The following is a 26,371-nucleotide window of genomic DNA, read 5'->3' as shown; positions in this document are numbered from 1 at the left end:
AAGAAATCCACCCTTCTCTTCGACAAATATCGACATTGAATCTATTCAACAAAAAAGACGAGGATACAATCCCTCGTCTTTTTTCATTACTTTTCTTCAAATAATAATGCTTCTAATTCATTTAATTTCTCTTCAAATACTTGTAGCGCCTCTTTTACTGGTTCAGGAGATGCCATATCTACTCCTGCTTTTTTCAACACTTCAATTGGATAATCAGAGCTTCCTGCTTTTAAGAACTCGTTAATATAGCGTTCTACTGCTGGTTGTCCTTCTTCTAAAATCTGTTTAGATAGAGCGGTCGCTGCACTAAATCCTGTTGCGTATTGATATACGTAATAGTTGTAGTAGAAGTGTGGAATTCGAGACCATTCTAAACCAATCTCTTCGTCGATTACTAAAGCGTCACCGAAATATTTCTTATTTAAATCATAGTAGATTTCCGTTAGCATATCTGGCGTAACAGCATGTCCTTCTTGTACTTTCTTATGAATAGTATGTTCAAACTCTGCAAACATCGTTTGACGGAATACAGTACCACGGAATCCTTCTAAATAATGATTTAATAAATATAGACGCTCTTTCTTATCTTCTGTCGTTTTTAATAAATAATCATTTAGAAGCGCTTCATTACAAGTAGATGCCACTTCTGCTACGAAGATGGAATAATCACCATATACGTGCGGTTGTGTCTTTCTTGTATAGTAACTATGCACCGAATGACCAAACTCATGAGCAAGTGTAAATAAATTATTTACATTATCATGCCAGTTCATTAAAATATACGGATTTGTTCCATATGCACCAGATGAATATGCCCCGCTTCGTTTTCCTTTATTCTCATACACATCTACCCAGCGATTTTCATATGCTTCTTTCAAAATACCAACATATTCATCACCAAGTACGTTTAAAGATTTTAATAAAAGGTCTTGCGCTTCTTCGTATTTCACATTCATTTTCACTTCTGGTACAAGTGGTGTATATAAATCATACATATGAAGCTCATTAAGTCCTAATGCACGCTTACGAATATCGATGTAACGGTGTAATAAATGTAAGTTATCATTTACCGTTTCAACGAGTTGATCGTATACTGCTTCCGGAATATTATTATTGCTCAGTGCAGCTTGGCGAGCAGAATCGTATTTACGAACACGCGCATTGAAATTATTACGTTTTACTGCTCCACTTAACGTACTTGCGAATGTGTTTTTAAATTTTCCGTACGTTTCATATACAGCTTTAAATGCATCTTCGCGAACACGACGATCATCACTTTCTAAAAACTGAATGTAACGACCATGTGTAATTTCTATTTCTTCTCCGTCTTCACCTTTAATAGATGGGAATTTTAAATCCGCGTTATTCAACATACCGAATGTATTGCTTGATGAACTCATTACTTCAGATGCTTCCGCTAATAAAGCTTCTTCAGCTTCTGATAATACGTGCGGGCGTTGACGTGTAATTTCTTCTAATGCATGTTCATATACACTTAAATCTCTATTTTCCTTCAAGAATGTTTGCAGTGTATCTTCTGAAATAGATAAAATTTCAGGCACAATATACGCTGTGCCACTAGATACTTGTGAATATAAATTTGTTGCGCGATCATTTAATGCTTGATACACAGAGTTTGTTGTATCTTGATCGTAACGCATATGAGCATATGTATAGAGCTTACCTAATCGCATTGAAATTTCATCTTCATATTGCAATGTCTCAAGTAAATTGTCCGCAGAATCACCAAGTTTCCCTTTAAATTCAGTTAACTTCGGTAATAGCTCCTTAATAGCTTGGAATTCTTTTTCCCATTCTGCATCTGTTTGGAAAATATCTTCTAATCGCCACGTACTTGCTTCTTCAATCTCATTGCGATCTGGTAATGTTTTCGCTTTGTTTTGTTCAGACATTCTTTAAGCCCTCCTTTAAATATCTCTACTTAAGTACAATTCGTTTTTTTCTTATGTAATTCCTTCACAATCAGTCTTTATTATATCCCCTTTTCCTTCTCTCATGTTGTACTTTGCCTCAAATAAAGATAAGGCATACGCTAAACAAGTTTCATCATATTTCATAACTTCCTCCTCTGTTTTTAACATAACGATCCCCCTTATTTTCCGGTACTTATAAGCCTCCACTTTACGTAATACACCTGTATAACATAAAAATGTCATATATTCAGTAACTGCTACTTTCCATATATGCTTTGAAAAGTACGGGAGCATACGCCTTTTCGTATACTTTTTTACATAACTACACACATATTGAATAGAAATACAATCCCCTACCGCAAGCTCACCTATACACTTCATATATAGAAATGCTTGCCATATAAATGGATTTGTTTGAAAAGCAAATGAGGATGGGAGCGGCACACCAATTTCAGAAGGAAAATTTGCTGGGGTACATTTACATTGATATAAAAAGCGTAATAGTGACTTATAATTATAATTCCAAATAGGCAAAGCATTTTTTCGAAAATAGTCCTTTCGTTGCTTCCATTCTCGGTCTAATATTTCTTTTTGGAAAGGAACAGAGGAAAAGAGTAGTTCAAAAGTAGTCGTTTCAGTTGGTAAATATATAGTATGTGAGAAAGAGACGCTTGTAGAAAATGAAGTAAGAAACGCGCATTTCATAAATGATTTTTGTTTGGAACAGAAGAAAATAAGAAATGGTTGAGGATAAGATTGTAAGGAGAAAGCCATAAGTGAGGAGAATTTCATCCAATATGCAGATTGCTTTTTCAATTGATTTCCACCAATGATCCAAATGACCTGTATACCCGCTCGCCAATACGAATATGTTCGTTTGTACAGCTGCTCTATAGAAAGGTTTGCGCATTGGTATTCAATCGCAATTTTTCTCCCTGCTCTCTCTATAAAAATATCTGGCCGTTGCTGAATCTCTGGCATATAACGCTCTATATCTACATGAAAGTTTTGACGTTTGAACCATTTATATAACAATTCTTTACCGTGCCTATGATACATAGATTCCGCTTCATAAAAGGCAAGACATGAATCCACTTTTTTATGAGCAAAATGCCAACTTTTTTGTTTCCCTAATTTCATTTGTACTTCCTTTCCACAAGCTACACAAAAGAATCGTTCCTGTTGACGCATACGGCGCAAAAGCTCTTCATTACAATTGTAGAGTAAATGAATTTTTTCTCCGTTTTCTCTTTTAGCGATAAATATCGTAATCACACCCTTTCAGCTCCTTATATTCTACAATTTGTTACAAATTCCTTTAAAAAAGAGATGTCCCAATTTCGGACATCTCTTTTTATAATAAAGGCGATAATAACCGGTACGTTGATTCAACAATTCGTCTATGAAGACGCCTTTTATGAAAACGATCGACGTGAATTTCACTGGATTCTTCTAAATCGTCTTTAAAATCTTGAACAAGCTTTCGAATGCTATCTGTATCATATAAAAAGGCATTTACTTCAAAATTTAAATGAAAACTTCTCATATCCATATTAGCTGTCCCAATTGAAGCTAAATCAGAATCGACAATGACAACTTTACTATGGAGAAAACCTTTTTCATACTCATATATCTTTACCCCTGCATCTAAAAGCTCTGGGAAATACGATCTCGATGCGTAAAAGACAGTACGCTTATCAGGCTTACTCGGCATTAACAAACGAACATCGATACCAGCAAGTGCAGCAACCTTTAATGCGGATAAAATATCATCATCCGGAATGAAATACGGCGTTGCAATCCAAATGGATTTCCGCGCAGAAGCAATCATTGCGAAATATAAATGCTTAATTGTTTCCCACTTATTATCCGGTCCACCTGCAACGAGCTGCACGCCTCCCCAATGTTCCCCCTCAACTGCTTTCGCTTGTAAATATTCAGGGGCTAGCACAGCCTCACCAGTCATATAAAACCAATCTTGAAGGAAAATAAGCTGCAAACTTTGTACAGCTTCACCACGCAAATATAAATGTGTGTCTCGCCAAAAGCCGAAGTACTTATCCTTGCCTAAATATTCATCACCAATATTTAATCCACCTACAAATCCTTCATTTCCATCAATAATAACGATTTTTCGGTGGTTTCGATAATTAATCTTATCGTTTAAAATCGGAAAGCGCACAGGGAAGAACGGAATCATTTCGACACCTGCATCGTTTAATTCTTCAATATACGATTTTGATAATTTAAAACTTCCAACCGCATCATATAAAAAACGAACGACTACGCCCTCTTTTGATTTTTGTATTAAAATATCTTTAATTTCTGTTCCAAGCTTATCATCACGCACAATGTAATATTCCATATGAATGTGATGTTTCGCTCGTTTTAATCCATCTAAAATGGCCTGAAACGTTTCATCTCCATTTGTTAATGTTCTCGTTTCAGTTTGAAATGAAATATTTAAAGCGCCTAAGCGATCCGCTAAACGAAATAATAGCTCTTGATGCTTATGATTGCGCAAAATCCGTTCTTCGTAATCTTCATGCCCTTTATATTGTAAAAACGCCTGTTCATCAAGTAAAGCCTTCTTTTGGAACATTCTTTTTCTCCGAAAATTTTGTCCAAATAATAAATAAGCAAAGAAGCCAAATACCGGAAAAATACCTAACACAATTAACCATGTAAGTGTTTTTGACGGATGACGGTTCTCTAAGAAAATAACGCAGCCAATTAAAAACGCAGATACTGTAAATAAAATACTAATAATACCTAAAATCGAAACATCTTTTATCCCAATCACATCCGAATAAAATGCTACATCAATAAACATACGTAGTGAAACAAATAATGCGAACAATAGAAAAACAAAGAAAATCAACTTTAACGTATTTTTCATCTCTTACCTCCTAACTAAGAAAGCTTTCCTATTCTTCATATAAAAAGCCGATTTCATACTACAGAAATCGGCCTACGTTTTAGCAGGAAAATTATTGCGAATCGTTTCAAGCGCATGCTCTTTCACAATTTGTTTTCCATACTCACTTACACGATGAATTGTTAAAGTTGATTCTTCTCCATATTCTAAAATAATACTTAAAATACGATCAATTTCTTCTTCATCATGTAGCACTTCATCGAATTCCACATATACATAATAGCGGTTCTCAAATGAATACAGCTCATCTTTTATATCTTCAAAGATAAGACGATGACTTAATGAAATGACATCTTCAAAATCATTAAATTTAATTAAAAAGCCAAACGTACCATCTTCATTAAAGGTTGTTCCTGTTTGTTCTTCTACCTCTTCGACTAACTCTTGCTGGAATAATGATTCGATGCCTTCATCTAGAGGAATATCTATAATTTTGTCTACCCCTATCGGTAGTTCCAGCTTTTGCCCGTCCTTTGAAAGCTCTGCTTTCGTGACAAGTACTTCAATCCCTTTATCGACTGCTTGCACTTGAATCCATAACGGTCCATCAATAAAGAAATCGTCATGATCACGAGCTTCGTCCATCATCTCCCAAAAGAGCTCTTCACTTCGTTCGCGATCATACCAAATTTCTTCACGATTAAATCCTCTATCCTCTATATCAATGTACGTAATAAAAAATTTCATCGTATGATCATTAATTCTTTCAATATCCAAAATACAACTCTCCCTTCCTGCTTAGAATTGTTATGAAGGGATTCCCCACTCATATGACAAATCAATAGATTCTTGTACTCTCATTTTATGATAAGATTCTCCAGAATGGAAATAAAATCGATTTATTTTACAAAAATAGTTATATGCCTATCTTTACTCGATCAACTACATAAATATATTATTATAGCGATTTCTTACTTACAAAAAATTTGGACATACATTTCCACATTCCCCCGTACACTGTAATAAAGTGAAACTTCTATTGGAAGAGATTACTTAACAACAACTTTCTTCATCACATACATATAGTTCGCTTATTAAAACATCATAAATGGAGGCAGACGAATGGACTTAGAGTTTTTAACATCAGTACTAATGATTGTCGGTATCGATGTTGTATTAGGTGGTGACAATGCAATCGTCATCGCACTAGCTAGCCGAAACTTACCTGAATCGAAACGAAATAAAGCCATTTTGATCGGTACTCTTTTAGCAATCGTACTAAGAATTGTCCTTACTATACTAGCTGTCTATTTACTCGACATTCCATTTCTGCAACTTATCGGGGGCGTTTTACTTACATTAATCGCAGTAAATTTATTAACTGATAATAGCAACGATCTTTCTTCTATTCAAGGAAAAACAACTTTATTTCAAGCGGTGCGTACAATTGTATTCGCGGACCTTGTTATGGGGTTTGATAATGTTATTGCCATTGCAGGTGCAGCTCACGGGAGATTTTTACTCGTCATAATCGGCTTACTCATTTCTATCCCGATTATTATTTGGGGTAGCAAACTTATTTTAATACTTATGGAACGATTTCCATTCCTCATTTATTGTGGTGCAGCGATTCTTTCCTATACTGCAGGAAAAATGGTTACACATGAAGACAGACTTGCAACCTTTTTTCATAACAACCCAAGTTTCACTGCAAGCATTCCTTATTTGTTCATTTTCACTATTTTATGCATCGGCTTTATCGTACAACAAGTTCGATTACGCAATGTGAAACATTAAAAAAAACCTTCTACTATATCATAGGTAGAAGGTTTTCATATTATTATAATTAATTTACAAGACGTTGTGCTTCACGTAATTGGAACGTTCTTACTGTACGTGGTAAGAAACGGCGAATTTCGTCTTCGTTGTAACCAACTTGAAGGCGTTTCTCGTCAATCATAATTGGACGACGTAAAATCCCTGGATAGTCACGAATCATCTTATATAAATCTTGAAGTGGTAAAGACTCTAAGTTTACATTCAATTCTTGGAAAACTTTCGAACGAGTAGAAATAATCTCATCCGTTCCGCTTTCTGTCATACGTAAAATCTCTTTAATTTCCTCAATCGTTAATGGATCTGAGAAAATATTACGTTCTGTATAAGGAATATGATTTTCCTCTAGCCATAATTTCGCCTTTCTACAAGACGTACAGCTTGGAGAACTATATAATGTTACCATACAAAGCTCACTCTCCTTAAAGAGTACAAATTCTGTACTAAATACAGTTTTAATTTCTAACTTCAGCAATTTTTCGCGATAACTTGTCTTATTAAAAAGTACAAAAATCGCATTTCATGTAAGCAACAACTTATAATAAACAACAATTACTTTTAATAAGTAACTTCTATAATCATTATACAATAGATTTTGCAAGAAATATACAGTAAATTTCCTGCTAGTTGAGAAAACTCTTCCGTGTATTCCACTGCTATGTAACATGATTACGCTCACTTCAGCTGTACTTGAACAATAACTTTCAACCCTTTTACTACTCACTTCCCATAGATTTTTCATATAATATATAGTTATTTATCTATAATCTTTCCTATGAAAAAGAGAACGTTTTCTTACTTTTTCGTGATAAATCAATTAAGAAATGTAAGACTATACAAATGAGAACGAAAAGGAACGTTTGTTCTCATTTTAACAAACATTCCCCCTCCTGTCTACAAGATTTCTAAAGTAAACCGAAAATTTTTCTGACATTTCTTTCTTTTTTATTTTTTATCTCATACAATAAACATACAGACAGGCAAAGGGGGAGTTTGCAAATGATTGCTTTTTTCATTGATTTTATTACGGTTGCTGCCCTCATCATCGGAATAACAGCATTGATTGGTGTCATTACAAATAGCATTGGTGAAAAACTCTTTGGTGGAAAAGAAAAAATGAAGTTTGTTAACAAAAGTTCGGATGTACAATCCGGCTGGAACGAAGTTGGCGGAAAAGGCATTTATAAGAAACAAACGTATTAAAAAAAGCAGGTGGTTAGCCTGCTTTTTTTATTTTCCTACGGACGCCCACTTAAAGCTTAAATCTCCGCCATATTTATGGTTGTACATATCTTTAATTGTTTCTCTTTGTAAGTATGCTCTACCACGTTGATATACTGGAACGATTGCAGCATCATCAAGTAACATTTTTTCTGCTTCTAATAAGTTTTTCCAACGAGCATTTACATCGCTTCCATCTTTTTTCGCCTTCATAATGATTTCATCGTATTTTGGATTAGAGTACTTCATCTTATTTTGTGACCCATCTGTTACAAACATATCAAGATATGTAATTGGATCTGGGAAGTCCGCACTCCATCCAGAGAATGACATGACATAATCGCCCGCATCTTCTAATTTTAGTTTTTGTGCGAATGGTTGTTGTTTAATCTTTACTGTTAAACCTGGTAAATTCTTTTCTAATTCACCTTTTAAATATTCACCAGTTTTCTTTGATAACTCTACATCTTCATTTAATAATTCTAATTCGATTTCATTTTTACCAAGTTCTTTTTTACCAGCTTCCCAATATTTTTTCGCTTCTTTCGCGTTTGGTTTTACAATATCCCCGTTTACAGCACGGAAATCTTTTTTATCTGGTCCTTTAATAAAGTTATCAGGAATTAATCCTGTCGCTGGCTTAGAACCGTTATTTAATAATGTATCCACGAATGGCTTACGGTCAAAAGCAAGTGAAATTGCTTTACGAATATTTTTATTTGCTAAAGCTGGATCTTTTTGATTTAAACGAAGGAAGAACACAGATGTATCTTCTACTGTTTGGAAATCTGGTTTTCCTTTATATTTATCAATAAACTCCGCTAATAACGACGCTCGATCAATTGCATTTGTTTCATATAAGTTAATTGGCGTAGATGTATCTTTTACAATATTAAAGTTTACTTCCTCAATCTTCACTTCTTTATTGTCCCAATATGACGCGCTCTTTGTCATTTTAAAGCTACGTTCATGTTGCCAATCACTTAATGTAAATGGTCCGTTATAAAGCGTTGTATTCGCTTCCAAACCAAACTTCGTACCTTGCTCTTTCACAAACTTTTCATTCACAGGATAGAAGATTGGATATACCATTAAATCTACAAGGTATGGAATGGTATTATCTAATTCCACTTCTAATGTATAATCATCAATCGCCTTTACCCCTAATTGATCCGGACTCATCTCTTTTTTATTAATTTTCTCTGCATTTTTTATATCATACATAATGTACGCTGATTTCGCAGCTGTATCTGGGTTAATCGCTCTTTGCCATGCGTATACGAAATCTTTTGCCGTCACAGGCTCACCATTTGACCATTTTGCGTCTTCACGTAATTTAAATGTATATTTTTTACCATCTTCTGATTTTTTGAATTCCTTCGCTACACCAGGAACTAGCTTATCATCTTTTCCTAAACTGTATAAGCCTTCCATCGTATTAGTCATTACTCTTGAAGAAACTGCATCAGCTGATAATGCTGGATCCATCGTTGGTATTTCTTGCGTTTCAATTAAGTTAATAACTTGCTTTGCGCCGCTTTTCCCGCTATCCCCTTTTGCGTTCGCTTGCGGTTCATCTTTTTGATAGCTACATGCCCCTAACATCATGCTCATCGCTACTGTTGATGCTACAAAAACTGGTATCTTTTTTTTCATACTTCCACCCTCCAAAAAAAATGTTAACCCTTTCATTTTCAAACAGAAAGAAATATATATATGTTCTAATAATTCATATTATACACACAAATATATTTTTTGTATATTTATATTTCTATTTTATTAAAATTTTCCGTTTTAAAATATATCTTTGTAAACGTTTTATATTACCGATACTCCTTACTAAAGTACTGAAAATAATTATTTTTATATTTTTCTAAATTATCAGAGAAAAATAAATTTTATATTTTATAATACTTTATGCATAATTATCCCACCCTTTTTAACATAAAATAGCAGACCCTTCATATTAAAAATAGATATCGGTAAAGAGGGGACGGACATGACAGCAATTCAGGCAAAAAATGGACCGACAGAGAAATTAAGTTTATTCTTATTAACATGGCCTATTTTTCTAGAAGTTTTTCTTTTTATGTTAATGGGGATCGCTGATACTTTCATGTTAAGTGCATTATCAGACGATGCTGTATCTGGGGTTGGTGCAGCGAATCAATATCTTCATATTGCGATTTTGGTATTAGAAGTCATCGGGAACGGCGCTGCTATCGTTGTATCTCAATACCTCGGTTCCAAACGCTTTATGGAAGCATCTAAAATATCAGCATTAGCCGTCACATTAAATTTAATAGTTGGGCTCGTTATAAGCGCTGGTTTTCTTTTATTTTCGAAACATATGATGCTCGCAATGAACTTACAAGGCGATGTACTAACGTATGCGCAAAACTACTTATCTATCGTCGGAGGAGCCATCTTCCTACAAGCTATTATTAACTCATTAGCCGCAATTATCCGTGTACACGGTTTTACAAAGCAAGCGATGTTTATTTCACTCGGAATGAATATGATTCATATCGCTGGAAACTACGTACTCATTTTCGGGAAATTTGGTTTCCCTGAGCTCGGTGTACAAGGGGCTGCAATTTCTTCCGCTATCAGTCGATTGATCGCACTTATTGTTTTCTTCTGGTTACTATACCGCGTTATGGAATATCGTGTGAAATTACAATATTACTTCACTTTATCCAAAGAATACATTGGGAAAATTTTAAAAATTGGCATTCCATCTGCATTTGAACAAGTGATGTATCAAGCTTGTCAAATCGTCTTCCTTTATTACGCAACGTACTTAGGAACGGAATCATTAGCTGCTAGACAATACGCTACTAACATTTCCATGTTCACTTATTTATTTGCAATTGCAATTGGTATGGGAACAGCCATTATTATTGGCCGCCTCGTTGGTGGTGGCGAAAAAGATGAAGCATACGAACGCTTGTGGAAAAGTGTAAAATGGGCGATTGGTGTAACTTTATGTATGGTCGCTCTCGTTATTACATTCCGTACACAATTAATGGGACTGTTTACAGATAATCCGCACATTATCGGGTTAGGCGCAAGTGTTCTTTTACTAAGTGTACTACTTGAAACGGGACGCACGATGAACATCGTCATCATTAATTCGCTTCGTGCAGCTGGTGATGCAAAATATCCTGTTTTAATCGGTGCATTTTCTATGGTGTTAATGAGTTTACCACTAGGTTACTTTTTCGCCTTTCATTTAGATATGGGGCTCGTTGGTATTTGGCTAGCGATCGCCATCGACGAATGGACACGTGCCATAATTATGTTCTTCCGCTGGAAAAGTAGAGCGTGGGAACGTTATGCACTTGTTAAACCCGAGGAGCAAGAAGAGAATATTTCTGTTCAAGTTCAGTAATTTTGCATATGGATATCACTAATGGTACATGAGATTTATCCTAGCGATTCTTTAAATATATCAACTGACCGACAAATGTATACAATTCTTTTATATAGTAGAAAAAGAGCCATCCTTCCATAACAGAAGAATGGCTCTTTTTCTTATTGATAAATCTCTTTATATTTCTTATACTCTGCTTCAGAACATAGTACGAAGTGTCCTGGGCGAATTTCACGCATTGTTGGCACTTCGCTACCGTAATCATGCTGCGATGGATCATATACGATACGTTTACGATTGCGCTCATAATCTGGATCTGGAAGTGGAATCGCTGATAATAGTGATTTCGTATATGGATGAATTGGATTCGCATATAATTCATCACTTGTTGTTAACTCAACGATTTGGCCACGATACATTACACCAATACGGTCACTAATGTATTTTACCATTGATAAATCATGGGCGATGAATAAGTATGTTAAACCTTTTTCTTTTTGTAGCTTTTTCAGTAAGTTTACAACTTGCGCCTGAATCGATACGTCCAGTGCTGAGATCGGCTCATCGGCAATGATAAATTCTGGGTCTACAGCAAGCGCTCGAGCAATACCGATACGCTGACGTTGTCCACCTGAGAATTCGTGTGGGAAACGGTTTGCGTGCTCTTTATTTAAACCAACTGTGTTTAATAGTTCATGAACACGGTCCATGCGCTCTTTTTTACTTTTCGCTAATCCGTGAATATCAATACCTTCTGCGATAATATCCCCTACTGTCATACGAGGATTTAATGATGCGTATGGATCTTGGAAAATCATTTGCATTTTACGGTTGAATTTCTTCAGTTCTGCGCGTGATTTCTTACCATGTACATTTTCACCATCGAACAATACTTCACCAGCAGTTGCATCATATAAACGAATAATTGTTCTTCCAGTTGTCGATTTACCACAACCCGATTCTCCTACAAGACCAAATGTTTCTCCGCGGTAAATATCAAATGAAATATCATTAACCGCTTTGACAACACCACCACTCACGTCGAAGTGCTGCTTTACATTTTTTACTTCAATTAATTTCTCACGTTGTTTAGTCATGTTGTTCACCTGCTTTCATTTGAAGAATGCGTCTTTCAACGACTGCCGGCGGTTTTACTTCTGGAGCTTGCTCGTGAAGTAACCAAGTTGCCGCATAGTGTGTATCACTTACTTTAAATAAAGGTGGGTCCATTTCAAAGTCAATTTTCAGTGCCTGTGGGTTACGTGGTGCAAAAGCATCTCCCTTCGGCGGCTTCAATAAATCTGGAGGCGTTCCAGGGATTGCATATAACTCTTCTTCTGAACCATCTAAACTTGGCATAGATGCGATTAAACCCCAAGTATATGGATGTTTCGGATTGTAGAAAATTTCATCTACAGTTCCAATTTCAACAACTTTACCAGCGTACATAACTGCCACTCGGTCCGCAACGTTTGCTACTACACCTAAGTCATGCGTAATAAAAATGATTGCTGCTTCTGTTTTTTGCTGAATGTCTTTCATAAGTTCTAAAATTTGCGCCTGAATCGTAACGTCTAGCGCTGTTGTCGGCTCATCGGCAATTAATAATTTCGGGTTACAAGCTAACGCCATCGCAATAACTACACGCTGTCTCATACCACCTGAGAATTGGTGAGGATATTGTTTTAAACGAGCTTCTGGATTTGGAATACCTACAAGGTCAATTAATTCTAAAGCAACTTTACGTGCATCTGCTTTACTCATCCCTTGGTGTTTAATTAGACCTTCCATAATTTGATTTCCAATTGTCATCGTTGGATTTAATGATGTCATTGGATCTTGGAAAATCATCGCAATATCTTTACCGCGTACTTGCTGCATTTCTTTTTCTGTTAATTTTGTTAAGTCACGACCTTCAAATACGATTTCACCATTTTTAATGCGTCCAGGAGGATTCGGAATTAATCCCATTAACGCTTTAGAAGTAACTGATTTCCCTGAACCAGATTCTCCTACAATCGCCAATGTTTCTCCTTTTTTCAAATCAAAAGTAACGCCGCGTACAGCTTGTACTTCACCTGCATGTGTATCAAAGGAGACTTGTAAATCTTTTACCTCTAACAATGTTTTCATCTTTGCCTCTCCCCTCTTTTACTTACGCATTTTTGGATCTAACGCGTCGCGTAATCCGTCTGCCATTAAGTTAAACGCTAAAATTAATATACTGATGACAACCGCAGGGATGAACATCATATGCGGATACGTTTGAATAGATTTATAACCATCATTTACAAGAGAACCTAGTGACGCAAATGGTGGCTGAATCCCTAAACCGATGAAACTTAAGAACGCTTCACCAAACACCGCTGATGGAATTGTAAACATTGTCATTACGATAATAGGTCCCATTACGTTTGGAATTAAATGTTTCACAATTAATTGTGTATTTGTTGCACCTAATGTACGAGATGCTAATACATATTCTTGGTTTTTTAACTTTAAGATTTGTCCACGAACAATTCGCGACATCCCTATCCAACCTGTAATCGCCATCGCGAGTGTAATTGACCAAATACCAGATCCCATAATGATTACCATTAAAATAACGATGATTAAGTATGGAATACCGTTAATAATCTCCATAATACGTTGCATAATATTATCTACTCTACCGCCGTAGAATGCTGAAATACCTCCGTATGCAACCCCAATTACTAAGTCAATTGCTGCCGCTAAAAGAGCGATATATAATGATACGCGTGTACCTTCCCATGTTCTTGTCCATAAGTCACGGCCAAGATCATCTGTACCAAACCAGAAGTACTCTTTAATATCACGTTTTTCATACTGGTCAACACCATATTGATCTGTACCGTCAAATGGTAACCAATGAACATTTTCAATAACTGGAATTTTTGGTGGTAATTTCGCACGACCTAAATCTTGCTCTTTATACGAGTGTTTACTTACCATCGGTCCAAAAATCGCTAATAGCGCAATGATAACTAACAATACAAGGCCAAGCATCGCACCTTTATGTTGGAATAAACGTCTTCTTACATCTTGCCAAAACGTTAAGCTTGGACGGGCAATGACTTCATTATCAACATTATTTTGATTGGCTTGTTGAAATAAATCTGGAGATAATTTTTGTACATCTTTCATCATTTTTTCCCTCCCGCTAAACGAATACGAGGATCAATAATTCCGTATAAAATATCGACAATGAAAATAACTAAAATGAAGATCGCACTATAGAAAATCGTAGTTCCCATAATAACTGTATAGTCATTTAAAGTAATCGATTTAACGAATTGTTCCCCAAGTCCTGGTACAGCATAAATTTGCTCGATAACAAGTGTTCCTGTAATTAATGCCGCAACCATTGGTCCTAAAATTGTTACAACTGGAATTAACGCGTTACGAAGTGCATGTTTGACAATGATAACGCCTTGGCTAATTCCTTTCGCTTTCGCTGTTAAAATGTAATCGGCTTGCATAACTTCAATTAATTCTGCACGAGAGAAACGTGCGATTGTTGCGATAACTCCCATCGATAATGCAATTGTAGGCATTACAGTAAACTCTGGCCCTTTCCAGAATGCTACTGGGAACCAGCCAAGTTTTACCCCTACGAAATATTGCAGTAATGCGGCGAATACGAATGATGGTACCGACATTCCGAGTACCGAAATAACTGTTGCACTATAATCTACCCACGTATTATTACGAAGTGCGGCAACAATACCTAAAATTAAACCGATAAATGTTCCTAATATAATCGCTTGTAAACCTAATTGGGCTGATGGTCCAATACGATCCACAATCATGTCTGTTACTGGGCGGTTATCATATTGGAATGATACCCCTAAATCACCTTTTGCTAAGTTACCTAAGTAACGTGCATATTGAACTGGTACCGGATCATTCAATCCGTATTTTTCAAGAATGATTTCTTTTTGTGCCGGTGATAGCTTCTCCTGGTTTTTAAGCGGAGAACCCGGAAGTAATTTCATCAAAAAGAAAGTCATTGTAGTAATTAAAAATAATGTCAAAGCCATGTACACGAAACGTTTTAATACATAACGTCCCATAGTCAAGCACCTCCCCGTTTTTCTCAAAAGCAATAAGATAGTTTAAAATATTCTTACTTTTATTTTTTTAAAATAAGAGCATATGCCCATCATAGGCATATACCCTTGTAAACGATGGAAAAAAAGATTATTTTTGTTCAACAGATGCCCATTTGTAAGTTAATTTACCACCATAGTTAATTGGGATAATATCTTTTACGGCACCTTTTACTACATACGCTGAACCTTTTTGGAAGATTGGAGTGATAACTGCATCCTCTTTAATTAACATCTTCTCTACTTCTAGAAGGTTGTCCCAGCGAGCTTGTAAATCTTTTGTATCTGTTTTAGCTTTTTGGATTAACTCATCATATTTCTGATTAGAATACCCTGTTTTATTTTGAGAACCATTCGTAACAAACATATCTAAATATGAGATTGGATCTGGGAAATCTGGTCCCCAAATACCAAACGCAATATCATATTGCTGAGAATCTTCTAATTTATTTTTTTGTGCGAATGGTTGCTGTTTAATTTTAATTGATAAACCTGGTAAGTTCTTTTCCATCTCACCTTTTAAGAATTCCCCAACTTTTTTAGCATCTTCATTATCAAAGTTTAAGAATTCTAGTTCGATTTTATCAGTTCCAAGCTCTTTCTTCGCTGTTTCCCAAAGCTTTTTTGCTTCTTTTGGATTTGTTTCAACTAGCTTTCCATTTTCAGCTCGGAAATCTTTTTTATTTGGACCTTCAGCGAAATCTTTTCCAACAAATCCGTAAGCTCCAATTGCGCCGTTATTTAAAATAACTTTTGCAATGTTATCACGGTCAAAGGACATTGAAATTGCTTTTCTTAAGTTTTTATTACTTAAGTACTGATTACTTTGATTAAATCTTAAGTAAGCAACCCCTGCCTCTTTTCTTGTTTGGAACTCTGGGCTTTTTCTAAACTTATCAACAAATTCAGACGTTAAAGCCGCTCGATCAATCGCGTTTGTCTCATATAAATTTACATCAGTTGCTGTATTTTTTACAAAAGTTGATTTCTTCGATTTTAACCGTTTTATTATCCCAATATGAAGGATTCTTCTTGAATTGGAAACTTTGTTCATGTTTCCAATCACTCATAACGAATGGACCGTTATATAATGTTGTATTTGCCTCTAAACCAAATTTATCACCTTGTACTTTTACAAAGTTTTCATTTAGTGGGTAAAATACTGGATAAACTGTTAAATCGATAAAGTAAGGAACGGGATTGTCTAATTCTACTTCTAATGTATAATCATCAATAGCTTTTACACCTAATTGGTCAGCAGGTAATTCTTTTTTATGAATTTTCTCTGCATTTTTAATATCGAACATAATGTACGAATACGTTGCTTTTGTATCTGGATTTACTGCTCTTTTCCATGAATACACAAAGTCTTTAGCTGTTACAGGTTCCCCATTCGACCATTTCGCATCTCTTCTTAATTTAAATATGTATTTCTTCCCATCATCTAGCTTTTCGACATCTTCTGCAACTCCAGGCATTCTCTTTTGATCTTTGCCAATACGATATAAACCTTCCATCGTATTATTTAATGCTGTAGAAGATGAAGAATCAGATGCTAATGATGCATCCATTGACGGAATTTCAGATAACTCTGTTAAATTAAGAATCTGTTTTCCGTTACTACTACTCGTAGCGTTCTCTTTCCCTTTTGCTTTTGCGTCATCTTTTTGGTAGCTACACGCGCTAAGCAACATACTTGCAGTTAAAGTTGATGCAAGTAATAACGGTATCTTTTTCTTCATGTTGTGTTGCCTCCCCTAATTGCACTTCCTGTACCCTCACTTGTTAAAAAGTAGAATTGAAAGAATAATCTCCAAGTTTCTACAATTTTCATTATACATATAATAAGACGATTGTGAATATAGTTTTTTGTTTTTTTGTTAAAATTTTTAATAAAATATTTATATTTTTAATTTTTCGTAAAGGGATACATTAACATTGCTACCATCATCTTAAAATCAGACCTTTAATTGTGTATAATTTTCAAAAAATTAATCCTAGTACTTATTATAGCTTTTATAGTATAATAATTCTAGTAATATTTTGACGGAGGGGAATATTTTGAATAAAGTTTTTTTTCATACTTGTATACTAATTTTTATAGCGATGATTGCTTCTAGTATTGGTGCATTCCTCATTTCATCTCAATTTTTGTTGAACTTTGTCAACATTTTGTTTTATATTGCACTGTTTTTTATTCTTATCGGCGGTTTTTTATACATATTTCAAAATGGTTTTTTCAATGTAACCATTTACGCATTCCAAAGAGTATTTGGTACGAACAAAAAGATTGACTCTTTAATTGAAGAAGTCGAGGAACCTACAGATAAGAAAGAACGTATTTATAAAACATATTCATTCAAATGGACATATCCAATTTGTATTACAGGTATCTTCCTTGGGTTGTTCTCGACCCTCATTAGCTTTACTATTTTGATGTAGTTTGCAAACACTATCCCATATGATATAATAATCAGCAAAACATTTTGTTATAAAACTTTAGTTCTTTCATATTAAAAGAGCTCAAGTAACAATAAATAAATTTATATGTATGCGATGATAAAGAAGAGTACATATTGAGGCAATTTCAGAGAGCTTGTGGTTGGTGTGAACAAGTAATTGTACAGTATGGAATGGGCTTTTGAGCACCAAACCGAACCGAAAGTAGTAGGCTTTGGCGTTATATCCTAACGTTATTATGGATTAGAGAGATTTCACAGTAGTGAAATAATTAGGGTGGTACCGCGGTCCATTCGTCCCTATAGTTTTTGGGATGAATGGGCTTTTTTGTTTGCCTTCTCTTCCCCCCCATCACGCATTCAATTTTAGGAGGAATTACTTATGTCAGTTATCTTTTCTGGTATTCAGCCAAGTGGAACGATTACACTTGGAAACTATTTAGGGGCTATGAAGCAGTTTACAGAGCTTCAAAATGAACACGACTGTTATTTCTGTATTGTAAACCAACATGCGATTACAGTACCTCAAGATCCCGTTGGACTTCGTAAAAACATCCGCAGTCTTGCTGCACTTTATGTAGCATGCGGCATCGATCCTGAAAAAGCTACTTTATTTGTACAGTCAGAAGTACCAGCACACGCTCAACTAGGATGGATTATGCAATCTGTTGCTTACGTTGGAGAATTAGAGCGTATGACGCAATATAAAGATAAAGCTTCTGGTAGAGATTCAGTTCCAGCTGGATTACTTACGTATCCACCATTAATGGCTGCTGATATTTTACTTTACAACACTGAAATCGTGCCGGTTGGTGATGACCAAAAGCAACATATCGAATTAACACGTGACTTAGCAGAGCGTTTCAACAAACGTTACCGCGAAATCTTCACAATGCCTGAAATTCGTATTCCAAAAGTAGGAGCTCGCGTTATGTCATTAACAGAACCTACGAAAAAAATGAGTAAATCTGATCCAAATCCAAAATCAATGATCAGTATGCTTGATGAGCCAAAAACAATTGAAAAGAAAATTAAGAGTGCTGTAACTGACTCTGAAGGTATCGTGAAATTTGATAAGGAAAACAAACCTGGTATCTCTAATTTATTAACAATCTACTCTTCATTCTCCGGAAAAACAGTTGAAGAAATTGAAGCAATGTACGAAGGAAAAGGATACGGCGACTTCAAAGGCGACCTAGCGCAAGTAGTCGTAGAAGCAATTCGTCCAATCCAAGACAAATATAACGAACTAATCAATTCACCAGAACTAGACGAAATTCTAGACAAAGGTGCAGAAAAAGCAAACCGCGTTGCATTCAAACAACTACGCAAAGTAGAAAACGCAATGGGACTAAGCAGAAAACGTAGGTAACATATAAAGCGGAGGCAGCTCGTTCAGCTCTGACTGGCTAAGGTTCTTTCGCATAGAAGACGCTTTTTGTCTTCTTATGCGGAAGGTTCTTAGACACGAAGAGCTTGCTGCCAGAGCTGGATTTCATATAAAGCGGAAGCGGCTCGCTTAGAATGTGAGGGGGATGGAGCTCCTGACGTAGAGGCGCTTTTTGCCTCGCAGGAAGGCGCGAAGCCACCGAACATTCTTGCCGCTGGAGCTGGATTTCTATAAAAAGCGGAGGCGACTGCTTAGCCCTGACGGCTAAGGCTCTTTCCCACAGAAGGTGCTTTTTACCTTCTCGTGGGGAAGGTTCTTAGACGCGAAGGGCTAGGAGCCGGAGCTAGATTACAACAAATTAAAAAAACCGCCAATCGGCGGTTTTTTAATTTACCTTTTGCTCATTTTCCATTTCCCATAACTTTTCAAAAAATGGCTGTCCTTTTACAAGACGCTCACATAATTGTTCATGTTTCTCAGACCAGCCAGCTTTCGCTTCATCATACAGTCTAGCCCAAATATCCTCGAACTCCATATGTTGAACCGTTCCATATGCTGATGGATCCCACTCTGTGTACCAATAGCGAATCTCTGCTGTATTTTTCGTTGTATGTAATTGATCTAACGCCATAAATAATAATTGTTTTAGCTGTCTTTCTTTACGAGTCAAGCCATTCATAATGAAAGGCGATGGTGATAAAATGTGATGTTCTTTTTCTGTTTCTTCTACTTGGAACTCATACTTTTCTGCTTTTACGTTTTCTACCATCTCATATACCATCTGCTCTTGGCGTGGTATAAGTCTGCTTTTACGAATTGGTACATTGTAACCAATTGTGTCAATCGCAATAATTCCTTTTCCATCTGTAACAACAAAGCAATACTCTTGCTGCAAACGTTCATGATTTTTACGAATATAAGCCTTATGATGTACGTCTTCCAGCATTTTTTGCGGAAGCTCTAACAATTCGTTCTCGATGTAATGATATAATGTGGCATCTACTTTTAATAATGGCACTTGATCTAATAGCTCAATCGTATCATCTTTCCGCCATTCGTAAAAATGACAAACGTTATACCCATTTTCTTCACCTTCAAACCAATTTACCCATACATCATGTAGATATAACATTCACTACCCCTCACTTCACTACTGTTTGTACCAATCATTATGTTCATTTTTGCTTAACTTTATTCCACTTGAGGAAATATATTCTAATTATTATTTTTTCTTCTATTAATAATAAAAAAACAGGAAATAGAACTCCTGTTTTTTATATATGAAATGCACTTGCTTTATTCAATATTTCTTTTGCATCTATAGATAATAAAGAAAGTGTATCTTCTCCTTCCAAAGTTACACAATCTTTGACAATATGAAATCCAAGCGCATAGCCAAGCATCTTCGGATAAGAGTGAAAGCCATTTAATACGATGTCATGTTCCCTTGTTCCTCGTTTTATACTTATTCTTTCATGTACAACATTTTTCCAATAATAAATAGCTTCTTCTTTTGAAAGATACGCCGTCCACGGTGCATTGTTTTTTTCTGTATACCTTTCTGTTACTGCCTGCTCAGCTAGCCCTTCCATAATCATCGTATCAAGTAATGTATATTCTGTTTCTTTCATCTCAATTTGATGTAACCTGCATATGTGATGATATTCATGCGCCAATAACACTTTTAATTCTTCTACCGAATTCCGCCCACATACGAATAAGAAAATAACATGACGCATAGATAATCCAGCCCTACCGTTATACTCTTCTTGTACAGTTCGATTATAGGAATCTGATAATAAAATAAAGACAGGGACATCTGGACCTTTTAACCAATTTTTCAGTTTATCATACTCCAGGCTCAATTCTTTCCAAATTTCCTTTTCCTCTAATTCTTTAATTTCCTTTTCTCCACGCATGATTGGGCGATACATCCCTTTTGAAATTAAAAAGCGATACAATCTTTCTTTTGGCAACGGAATATACTTCGTAAATTTCTCACAAAGTTTTTCTGGCCGCCCATAATATAAATGTAGCCATTCAGCTGTTTCAACAATCCCCATCTTTATCCCTCCTTTTTTCTTATGTATATGCTACAGAAGAAAAAGACGTAAAAATAAATAAGGAGTTTTTTCGCAATATATTACGAAAAAACTCCTTATTTCATCTATTATTTATACGATTTAAATACTAACACTGCGTTATGACCACCGAATCCTAATGAGTTACTTAATACTGCATTTACTTCTTGGTGTCTCGCTTGATTCGGTACATAATCTAAGTCACATTCTGGATCTGGTGTCTCATAGTTAATTGTTGGAGGAATTACTCCGTCTGTAATTGATTTAATAGAGAAAATCGCTTCAACAGCACCAGCTGCTCCTAATAAGTGACCTGTCATTGATTTCGTTGAGCTAATCGCTACTTTATACGCGTGCTCACCGAAAGTTTCTTTAATTGCCATCGTTTCATATTTTTCATTCGCATCCGTACTTGTACCATGCGCATTAATGTAATCAATATCTTCTGGCTGTAGGCCTGCATCAGCTAAAGCTTGACGCATTGCACGCACTCCGCCTTCACCACCAGGAGCAGGCATTGTAATATGGAACGCATCTCCAGTTGCACCATAACCAGCAATTTCCGCGTAAATGTGAGCACCGCGCGCTAATGCGTGCTCTAATTCTTCAAGAATTAGAATACCTGAACCTTCACCCATTACGAAACCGCTACGGTTTTTATCAAATGGACGGCAAGCCGTTGCTGGATCTTCATTAAATGTTAATGCTTTCGCTGAGCTAAATCCTGCGAATGCCATACTTGTTAACGGCGCTTCTGCTCCGCCTGTAATCATTGCATCAGCATCACCACGCTGAATTGCTTTAAATGCATCACCAATTGAGTTTGCACCAGATGCACAAGCCGTTACAGAACAAGTGTTAATTCCTTTTGCTCCTGTTGCGATTGATACTTGACCTGCTGCCATATCTGGAATCATCATCGGCACGAAGAATGGGCTCACGCGGCGTGGGCCTTTCTCAGTAAAAATCTTAAATTGTTCTTCGTATGTTTCCATACCGCCAATACCAGATCCAATCCATACACCAATTCGAGGTCCGTTTTCTTCTGTAATTTCAAGCTTTGCGTCTGCAACTGCCATTTTCGCTGCTGCCACTGCATATTGTGTAAAGCGATCCATACGGCGCGCTTCTTTTTTATCAATATATTTCTCGACTTCAAAGTCGTTAATTTCCGCTGCTACTTTTGCTGGAAATAGTTCTGGATCAATTCTTGTAAGTCGCCCAATTCCAGATACACCCTTTTTAATGTTTTCCCATGCTGTTTCAACATCTGTTCCGACCGGTGTAACAGCCCCTAGTCCTGTAATTACGACCCTCTTTTTTTCCATACAAAATACACTCCTTTTTTCTCTCAGTCCTTATTTACCCCAACGAAGAGCAACTGCTCCCCATGTTAATCCGCCACCAAAACCAACAAGTATAATTAAATCACCGTCTTGAATACGTCCGTTTTGCAATTCCTCTACCATTGCAATCGGAATTGAAGAAGCTGATGTATTACCGAACTTCTCAATTGTCATACTCATTTTTTCTTGTGGTAAATTTAACCTCTCTCTTGCAGATTCCATAATACGAATGTTTGCTTGATGCGGTACTAAGAAATCCACATCTTCTTTCGTAAGACCAGCTTTATCTAAAACGCGAAGACAAGAATCACCAAGTTGACGAACGGCAAATTTAAACACTTCTCTGCCATTCATCATAACATACTCGTCTTGATAAAGATGCTTGCCGCCACTTCCGTCTGCTCCTAATTCAAAAGATAGAACACCTTTACCTTCTGAAACAGCTCCCATTACGATAGCACCGGCTCCGTCTCCAAATAATACTGCTGTATTTCGATCGTTCCAGTCTACAATTTTAGATAGTTTATCACTACCAACTACTAATACATTTTTATAAGTTCCCGTTTGAATAAATTGCTGCGCTGTAATCATTCCGTACATAAAACCAGCACATGCTGCACCTACATCCATTGCAGCTGCCTGTTTCGCTCCAATCGCTTCTTGAATTACACAAGCAACTGCTGGAAAAGCACGATCTGGTGTTACTGTTGCTACTAAAATAAGGTCGATATCCTCTCCGTTAATTCCTGCATCTTCAAGTGCTTTTTTAGAAGCCTCTACGGCCATATATGAAGTATCTATTGTATCATCGGCAATGCGTCTTTCTGCAATTCCCGTTCTCGTACGAATCCATTCATCGGATGTTTCCATTATTTTCTCTAAATCGTGATTTGTGACTACTTTTTCTGGCACATATCTTCCGATCCCTAAAATGCCCACGTTCACATCGCAGCCCTCCGTTTTATATCAATTATTATGACTTGGTACTAATTTTAAAACATAAATGTATTTTTGTCTAGAATATATTTCGCATAAAACAGAAAGCTAACGCATTATTCACGTTATTTTTCATTAAAAGAAACAGAAACATACCTCTCAAATATAAAAAGACTCAAACCGCTTCTATTCACGGTTCGGGCCTCTCTTCCATCTTAAAAAGATGCTTTTTATTCTTTATCTGCTTTCCTTCTAAACTAAAGAGTTCTACTCACTACTTTTCCTTTATACTCTTCATATCTCTGATTTTCCCCCAGGCGAGAATAAAAAAGGCCCTGACCGCTTCTACCCACGGTTCGGGCCTCTCCTCCATCTTAAAAAGATGCTTTTTATTCTTTATCTGCTTTCCTTCTAAACTAAAGAGTTCTCCTCACCACTTTTCCTTTATACTCTTCATATCTCTGATTTTCCCCCAGGCGAGAATAAAAAAGGCCCTGACCGCTTCTACCCACGGTTCGGGCCTCTCTTCCATCTTAAAAAGATGCTTTTTATTCTTTATCTGCTTTCCCAAGCTCATAAGCTTCATTCATAACTTTCATTAACAACTCTAACACCGGCTGTGCTTTCTCCATATCAAGTGCAATTCCATTATCATCTAAAATTGCCTTTGCTTCCGGTAAATGCTTCATTGCGATTTGTAAAAACTGCATGCTTTTTTCGTTCATATTATGCTCTTCCTCTCCATTAAAACTTTCACATACAATAGTGTAACACGCGTGCTACTCTTCGTATAACTCTTTATATTTTTTCATGTGTGCCAGTTGCTTATTTAAACCATATTCTAACGGAGTATTTCTTTTTATCGAAATTACTTCGATAGCCTCATCTCTTACTTCGTTATTATTTTGATTTACTTTATCATCCGCGCGTAAAAGATTCATACCTTTTTCCCATAATGACTGTTTGCCACTAAGTAAATTGTATATACCAAGATGCGCCCCGCTCGTTCCATGTTCCCATAAGTATTCACATACATCTTCAATGTAAAGTAAATCACTTCCTTTTTCCTCACTCGTACAACGGCACTCTTTCTCGTCTAATTCTGATAAAATGAGCTGATGATACATCATAAAAGATGGTTGCCACGGTCCATATAATGTAGGAACTCGAAATACACTATATTGTAAATTCCCTTTCTTCAATCCTTCTTCTACTTTCAAAAATAGGCGCTTATTTTCTGATTCATCTGTACTACCTACTTCAATAGAAGAAATTAAATTTAACTTCACTTTTTGTTCTTCACACATTCTTATGATTCGCTTTAAATATTGTAATATGACTCTTTCATTCCGAAATCCACTTTGCTGATTTGGCTCATATAAGCAAAAGTAAACAGTATCGAAGCTCTCTTCCTCTACTGATCTCCATCCATCTTCATCTCTTATCGAATAATACGTAAATAATGCATTTCGCCCAATTAATAATAACTTCTCTTCATTAATTTTGGTCATACTATCGAATTCATCAAAATCAAGACCATATACTTCCACTTCTTCTTCAATCATTTTATTTACAAGGTGATAACCTACAAACGTAAGTGCACCTATTATCAGCACGCGTTCCATACCACCAACCCTTTCCCTCTGAAACAAATAGCTCCTCATTTATGTATATGGGAGCTTCACAATTCTTCTTCATATTTTTTAAAGAAATCGGTCGTTTGCCTAACCATTTTATATTTCACATCTTGCAGATGGAACAAGACAGAAGTATCACATTGATTGAATTGCCTCATTTTCTCATATTTACGCAAGTGCTGTTTTCTTCCTCTTTTTTCTTGGGTTGATACGAAAACTTTGACCGGTACACAAGATGGAAGAAGCGTAAATGATTTCTTATTTATTTTTGATTCTAATTCTTCTTCTTTGGCATCATACGCCAAACTTAATTCCTTCACGAGTCTCTTGTAAAAAAACTTATGCTCTTTTTCAAACTCCACATATTCTGGTAAATCTAAACACGGATTTAACATAATGACAGAGCGTATACACTCAGGGTATTTGTTCATCATTTCGAGTGCTACAAGTGCTCCCATACCATCTGCCATAATGTGCATTTTCGCATTCAATGTCTCTTTTCTCAACACAACGTCATATAAACGTTTTGCTAGACGAACAGATTGGTCGTTTCCCCAATGTCTTCCGTATAAATTAGAAGAAAAGACCGTGTAGCCTTGCTCAATAAGGCCATGTAAAAAATAAGATCTACCCGCATGCTGTGTCCATAAACTTGTACCATTCTCAATAAAGTAGTTATAATCACCGAGGAGCATAACAGAAAATCCATTTGGCTTCTCCGGTAAATAAATGACACATGGTTCTTTTTCTAAGTAAAAAAAACGTTCCGTAATACTCATTTTTCCCCCGCCTTATTTTCTAAACATATAAAACCACTCTTTTATAATGTATGAACGGAATGCAAATTTGCGTTGAAAAATCTACAAATATTTTTCTATATTCTTTTTTCAATTGTGTTACAATAAGGACAGATTGAACGAATAGAGGTGTAAAATATGCGTTTCATTTGGGCATTAATTTGGTCGTTCTTACTTGTACATATGATGAGCTATGTAATCGGCTCTATGACTGGCGGTACATACGACTTTAACCAAGCGTCTATTTTCTCAGTTGTTCTTGCTGTGTTAGTACTAGCAATTTCAGCTGCAATTCCAAACGAGCCAGTAGAACAACACTAAAAAAAGAGTCCGGATTTTATCCGAACTCT

At 36.0% G+C, this 26,371-nt stretch carries 23 protein-coding genes, 1 pseudogene and 1 other annotated feature; of the genes and pseudogenes, 6 read left to right on the top strand and 18 right to left on the bottom strand.

The window, feature by feature from the left end; genetic code table 11:
• Nucleotides 1-86 precede the first annotated feature (86 nt).
• The 4 genes from pepF to mecA form a co-directional block, all read right to left on the bottom strand.
• A complete protein-coding gene (gene pepF / locus F3I02_RS14450) occupies nucleotides 87-1,913 on the bottom strand; it encodes an oligoendopeptidase F (protein ID WP_131250273.1) in 1,827 nt (608 codons plus the stop codon).
• A 51-nt stretch (nucleotides 1,914-1,964) separates the two neighbouring features.
• Nucleotides 1,965-3,209: a competence protein CoiA gene (locus tag F3I02_RS14445; protein ID WP_061883896.1), complete on the bottom strand. Its 1,245-nt coding sequence runs from the start codon at nucleotides 3,207-3,209 to the stop codon at nucleotides 1,965-1,967.
• Between the two features lie 79 nt (nucleotides 3,210-3,288).
• Nucleotides 3,289-4,833, bottom strand: a complete 1,545-nt coding sequence (locus F3I02_RS14440; protein ID WP_000799199.1) for a cardiolipin synthase — start codon at nucleotides 4,831-4,833, stop codon at nucleotides 3,289-3,291.
• A gap of 72 nt (nucleotides 4,834-4,905) precedes the next feature.
• Nucleotides 4,906-5,589: an adaptor protein MecA gene (gene mecA, locus F3I02_RS14435; protein ID WP_000350719.1), complete on the bottom strand. Its 684-nt coding sequence runs from the start codon at nucleotides 5,587-5,589 to the stop codon at nucleotides 4,906-4,908.
• A gap of 345 nt (nucleotides 5,590-5,934) precedes the next feature.
• Between mecA and F3I02_RS14430 the strand changes: the two genes are divergently transcribed.
• Nucleotides 5,935-6,609 (top strand): TerC family protein, encoded by a 675-nt coding sequence (locus tag F3I02_RS14430; protein ID WP_000362616.1) that lies wholly within the window; start codon nucleotides 5,935-5,937, stop codon nucleotides 6,607-6,609.
• A 49-nt stretch (nucleotides 6,610-6,658) separates the two neighbouring features.
• Here F3I02_RS14430 and spx read toward each other — a convergent pair whose 3' ends face one another.
• Nucleotides 6,659-7,054, bottom strand: coding sequence for a transcriptional regulator Spx (gene spx / locus F3I02_RS14425; RefSeq protein ID WP_000258267.1), 396 nt, complete (start codon nucleotides 7,052-7,054; stop codon nucleotides 6,659-6,661).
• A 593-nt stretch (nucleotides 7,055-7,647) separates the two neighbouring features.
• Here spx and F3I02_RS14420 point away from each other — a divergent pair.
• A complete protein-coding gene (locus tag F3I02_RS14420) occupies nucleotides 7,648-7,851 on the top strand; it encodes a hypothetical protein (RefSeq protein ID WP_000559973.1) in 204 nt (67 codons plus the stop codon).
• Between the two features lie 27 nt (nucleotides 7,852-7,878).
• Here the strand turns inward: F3I02_RS14420 and F3I02_RS14415 are convergent, their stop codons facing one another.
• A complete protein-coding gene (locus F3I02_RS14415) occupies nucleotides 7,879-9,525 on the bottom strand; it encodes a peptide ABC transporter substrate-binding protein (RefSeq protein WP_000727245.1) in 1,647 nt (548 codons plus the stop codon).
• A 343-nt stretch (nucleotides 9,526-9,868) separates the two neighbouring features.
• Between F3I02_RS14415 and F3I02_RS14410 the strand changes: the two genes are divergently transcribed.
• Nucleotides 9,869-11,263, top strand: a complete 1,395-nt coding sequence (locus F3I02_RS14410; protein ID WP_000125311.1) for an MATE family efflux transporter — start codon at nucleotides 9,869-9,871, stop codon at nucleotides 11,261-11,263.
• A 143-nt stretch (nucleotides 11,264-11,406) separates the two neighbouring features.
• Here F3I02_RS14410 and F3I02_RS14405 read toward each other — a convergent pair whose 3' ends face one another.
• From F3I02_RS14405 to F3I02_RS14385, 5 genes and pseudogenes are all read right to left on the bottom strand, one after another.
• Complete coding sequence (locus tag F3I02_RS14405) at nucleotides 11,407-12,342, bottom strand: ABC transporter ATP-binding protein (RefSeq protein WP_000166347.1); 936 nt, start codon at nucleotides 12,340-12,342, stop codon at nucleotides 11,407-11,409.
• The gene (locus F3I02_RS14400) at nucleotides 12,335-13,378 is read right to left on the bottom strand and encodes an ABC transporter ATP-binding protein (RefSeq protein ID WP_000854347.1); all 1,044 of its coding nucleotides are present in this window, start codon (nucleotides 13,376-13,378) and stop codon (nucleotides 12,335-12,337) included. Before F3I02_RS14400 ends, F3I02_RS14405 begins: the two co-directional genes overlap by 8 nt.
• A gap of 18 nt (nucleotides 13,379-13,396) precedes the next feature.
• Entirely contained in the window at nucleotides 13,397-14,413 is a 1,017-nt protein-coding gene (gene opp3C / locus F3I02_RS14395) for an oligopeptide ABC transporter permease (protein WP_000974106.1), read from the bottom strand.
• The gene (gene opp3b, locus F3I02_RS14390) at nucleotides 14,410-15,339 is read right to left on the bottom strand and encodes an oligopeptide ABC transporter permease (RefSeq protein ID WP_000534172.1); all 930 of its coding nucleotides are present in this window, start codon (nucleotides 15,337-15,339) and stop codon (nucleotides 14,410-14,412) included. The genes opp3C and opp3b overlap by 4 nt, the downstream gene beginning before the upstream one ends.
• Before the next feature lie 127 nt (nucleotides 15,340-15,466).
• Nucleotides 15,467-17,117 (bottom strand): annotated as a pseudogene (locus tag F3I02_RS14385) (peptide ABC transporter substrate-binding protein).
• A gap of 319 nt (nucleotides 17,118-17,436) precedes the next feature.
• Between F3I02_RS14385 and F3I02_RS14380 the strand changes: the two are divergent.
• Nucleotides 17,437-17,817 carry a DUF3899 domain-containing protein gene (locus F3I02_RS14380; protein WP_001044997.1) on the top strand — a complete coding sequence of 127 codons (381 nt, stop codon included), beginning with the start codon at nucleotides 17,437-17,439 and terminating at the stop codon, nucleotides 17,815-17,817.
• A gap of 105 nt (nucleotides 17,818-17,922) precedes the next feature.
• Nucleotides 17,923-18,139 (top strand) — a binding site (T-box leader).
• Nucleotides 18,140-18,216: 77 nt separating this feature from the next.
• The gene (gene trpS, locus F3I02_RS14375; RefSeq protein ID WP_000110982.1) at nucleotides 18,217-19,206 is read left to right on the top strand and encodes a tryptophan--tRNA ligase; all 990 of its coding nucleotides are present in this window, start codon (nucleotides 18,217-18,219) and stop codon (nucleotides 19,204-19,206) included.
• A 403-nt stretch (nucleotides 19,207-19,609) separates the two neighbouring features.
• On the opposite strand, the gene F3I02_RS14370 is transcribed toward trpS, so the two are convergent.
• The 7 genes from F3I02_RS14370 to F3I02_RS14340 form a co-directional block, all read right to left on the bottom strand.
• The gene (locus tag F3I02_RS14370; protein ID WP_000966124.1) at nucleotides 19,610-20,356 is read right to left on the bottom strand and encodes a YjbA family protein; all 747 of its coding nucleotides are present in this window, start codon (nucleotides 20,354-20,356) and stop codon (nucleotides 19,610-19,612) included.
• A 142-nt stretch (nucleotides 20,357-20,498) separates the two neighbouring features.
• Nucleotides 20,499-21,287: a DUF2268 domain-containing putative Zn-dependent protease gene (locus F3I02_RS14365; protein WP_000513273.1), complete on the bottom strand. Its 789-nt coding sequence runs from the start codon at nucleotides 21,285-21,287 to the stop codon at nucleotides 20,499-20,501.
• A 107-nt stretch (nucleotides 21,288-21,394) separates the two neighbouring features.
• On the bottom strand, nucleotides 21,395-22,633 hold the full coding sequence (gene fabF, locus F3I02_RS14360; RefSeq protein ID WP_000412656.1) for a beta-ketoacyl-ACP synthase II: 1,239 nt from the start codon (nucleotides 22,631-22,633) through the stop codon (nucleotides 21,395-21,397).
• A 30-nt stretch (nucleotides 22,634-22,663) separates the two neighbouring features.
• A complete protein-coding gene (gene fabH / locus F3I02_RS14355; RefSeq protein ID WP_001100544.1) occupies nucleotides 22,664-23,596 on the bottom strand; it encodes a beta-ketoacyl-ACP synthase III in 933 nt (310 codons plus the stop codon).
• A 539-nt stretch (nucleotides 23,597-24,135) separates the two neighbouring features.
• Entirely contained in the window at nucleotides 24,136-24,312 is a 177-nt protein-coding gene (locus F3I02_RS14350; RefSeq protein WP_001986215.1) for a ComZ family protein, read from the bottom strand.
• A gap of 54 nt (nucleotides 24,313-24,366) precedes the next feature.
• Entirely contained in the window at nucleotides 24,367-25,239 is an 873-nt protein-coding gene (locus F3I02_RS14345; protein ID WP_002163889.1) for an NAD-dependent epimerase/dehydratase family protein, read from the bottom strand.
• Between the two features lie 29 nt (nucleotides 25,240-25,268).
• Nucleotides 25,269-26,003, bottom strand: a complete 735-nt coding sequence (locus F3I02_RS14340; protein ID WP_196478093.1) for a lipase family protein — start codon at nucleotides 26,001-26,003, stop codon at nucleotides 25,269-25,271.
• A gap of 156 nt (nucleotides 26,004-26,159) precedes the next feature.
• Here F3I02_RS14340 and F3I02_RS14335 point away from each other — a divergent pair, with 156 nt between their 5' ends.
• A complete protein-coding gene (locus tag F3I02_RS14335) occupies nucleotides 26,160-26,342 on the top strand; it encodes a YjzD family protein (RefSeq protein WP_001211116.1) in 183 nt (60 codons plus the stop codon).
• Nucleotides 26,343-26,371 lie beyond the last annotated feature (29 nt).

It is taken from the genome of Bacillus sp. SRB3LM (assembly GCF_015712745.1).
Lineage (GTDB): Bacteria > Bacillota > Bacilli > Bacillales > Bacillaceae_G > Bacillus_A > Bacillus_A thuringiensis_K.
Note: the sequence above shows the minus strand (reverse complement) of the source record. Positions and strands in the feature narration are given on the sequence as shown.

What these genes read in the sequence shown, in the direction of transcription:
- pepF (WP_131250273.1), bottom strand. Translation starts at nt 1,913, where the DNA reads ATGTCTGAACAAAACAAAGCGAAAACATTACCAGATCGCAATGAGATT.
- F3I02_RS14440 (WP_000799199.1), bottom strand. Translation starts at nt 4,833, where the DNA reads ATGAAAAATACGTTAAAGTTGATTTTCTTTGTTTTTCTATTGTTCGCA.
- F3I02_RS14430 (WP_000362616.1), top strand. Translation starts at nt 5,935, where the DNA reads ATGGACTTAGAGTTTTTAACATCAGTACTAATGATTGTCGGTATCGAT.
- spx (WP_000258267.1), bottom strand. Translation starts at nt 7,054, where the DNA reads ATGGTAACATTATATAGTTCTCCAAGCTGTACGTCTTGTAGAAAGGCG.
- F3I02_RS14420 (WP_000559973.1), top strand. Translation starts at nt 7,648, where the DNA reads ATGATTGCTTTTTTCATTGATTTTATTACGGTTGCTGCCCTCATCATC.
- F3I02_RS14415 (WP_000727245.1), bottom strand. Translation starts at nt 9,525, where the DNA reads ATGAAAAAAAAGATACCAGTTTTTGTAGCATCAACAGTAGCGATGAGC.
- F3I02_RS14410 (WP_000125311.1), top strand. Translation starts at nt 9,869, where the DNA reads ATGACAGCAATTCAGGCAAAAAATGGACCGACAGAGAAATTAAGTTTA.
- F3I02_RS14405 (WP_000166347.1), bottom strand. Translation starts at nt 12,342, where the DNA reads ATGACTAAACAACGTGAGAAATTAATTGAAGTAAAAAATGTAAAGCAG.
- F3I02_RS14400 (WP_000854347.1), bottom strand. Translation starts at nt 13,378, where the DNA reads ATGAAAACATTGTTAGAGGTAAAAGATTTACAAGTCTCCTTTGATACA.
- opp3C (WP_000974106.1), bottom strand. Translation starts at nt 14,413, where the DNA reads ATGATGAAAGATGTACAAAAATTATCTCCAGATTTATTTCAACAAGCC.
- opp3b (WP_000534172.1), bottom strand. Translation starts at nt 15,339, where the DNA reads ATGGGACGTTATGTATTAAAACGTTTCGTGTACATGGCTTTGACATTA.
- trpS (WP_000110982.1), top strand. Translation starts at nt 18,217, where the DNA reads ATGTCAGTTATCTTTTCTGGTATTCAGCCAAGTGGAACGATTACACTT.
- F3I02_RS14370 (WP_000966124.1), bottom strand. Translation starts at nt 20,356, where the DNA reads ATGTTATATCTACATGATGTATGGGTAAATTGGTTTGAAGGTGAAGAA.
- F3I02_RS14365 (WP_000513273.1), bottom strand. Translation starts at nt 21,287, where the DNA reads ATGGGGATTGTTGAAACAGCTGAATGGCTACATTTATATTATGGGCGG.
- fabF (WP_000412656.1), bottom strand. Translation starts at nt 22,633, where the DNA reads ATGGAAAAAAAGAGGGTCGTAATTACAGGACTAGGGGCTGTTACACCG.
- F3I02_RS14350 (WP_001986215.1), bottom strand. Translation starts at nt 24,312, where the DNA reads ATGAACGAAAAAAGCATGCAGTTTTTACAAATCGCAATGAAGCATTTA.
- F3I02_RS14340 (WP_196478093.1), bottom strand. Translation starts at nt 26,003, where the DNA reads ATGAGTATTACGGAACGTTTTTTTTACTTAGAAAAAGAACCATGTGTC.
- F3I02_RS14335 (WP_001211116.1), top strand. Translation starts at nt 26,160, where the DNA reads ATGCGTTTCATTTGGGCATTAATTTGGTCGTTCTTACTTGTACATATG.